General features: G+C 59.9%; 1 protein-coding gene. It reads left to right on the top strand.

Annotation, left to right across the window (positions count from 1 at the left end; genetic code table 11):
• Positions 1-279, top strand: a 279-nt coding sequence (locus JE47_RS22390) for a hypothetical protein (protein ID WP_236631329.1), incomplete at its 5' end; no start/stop codon positions are given.
• Positions 280-728 lie beyond the last annotated feature (449 nt).

Genomic DNA, 728 nt, shown 5'->3' with positions numbered 1-728 from the left:
AGAGGGGTTCCTGCGTCTGTCAACGCTACCGCGTTCACGCACCAGCTCCCCCCTCTCCCGCAGCGCGGAAGAGGGGCCGGGGTGAGGGCTGCCCCCGCACACAATGGTTGCGCGGGTACAGGACGTACCCAACGAGACATCTGGGTTTTTGATCAGGCTCTACGTGCCGATCCCAATCACCGTCTCACGGTGGAACGGATGAAAGCCGTCGATGGATGTACCGGCGCAGCGTTGCTGCGCCCCGACCGAGCGGCTGCTACAACAGGAGAGGTTGAATAGGTGTGCCGTGGCCATCGTCGTGGATACCTGTAGGGGCGAGGCGGCATCTCGCCCTGCCTCGTGCAGCTCATCAATCGCGTTGCCTCCATCGCCGAGGTTCATCCGTCGTGATGTCATAGGGGATTATTCGGATAGGCGCTCAGAACTCTCTTGTTCTCGTGCGCCGTCGCGTTGTGAGGTGAGCGGGTGAGACTCGTCCTGTAACCGACCGTTTCGGGTAGGTTCAGCATTACCGCGTTTTTTCGTGTAACTTTTTGGCCGCTCAAACGGTTTCTCTATCGAGCACCATTTTGAGCCCCAGGAAGACACGATGAATGGAAACCATCACCACCCGCTGCCCGTTGCGCTGCCGCCGTTGCCCCTGCATCCTGCCCAGCGCTGTGCTACAATACCGGCAGACCCACCTACCACAGCAAGGAGGAACTGCGATGACCCATCCTACTGCTACT

Source organism: Chloroflexus sp. MS-G, assembly GCF_000735195.1.
GTDB lineage: Bacteria > Chloroflexota > Chloroflexia > Chloroflexales > Chloroflexaceae > Chloroflexus.
The sequence above is the reverse complement of the archived record's forward strand: the minus strand, read 5'-3'. Positions and strand labels throughout refer to the sequence as shown.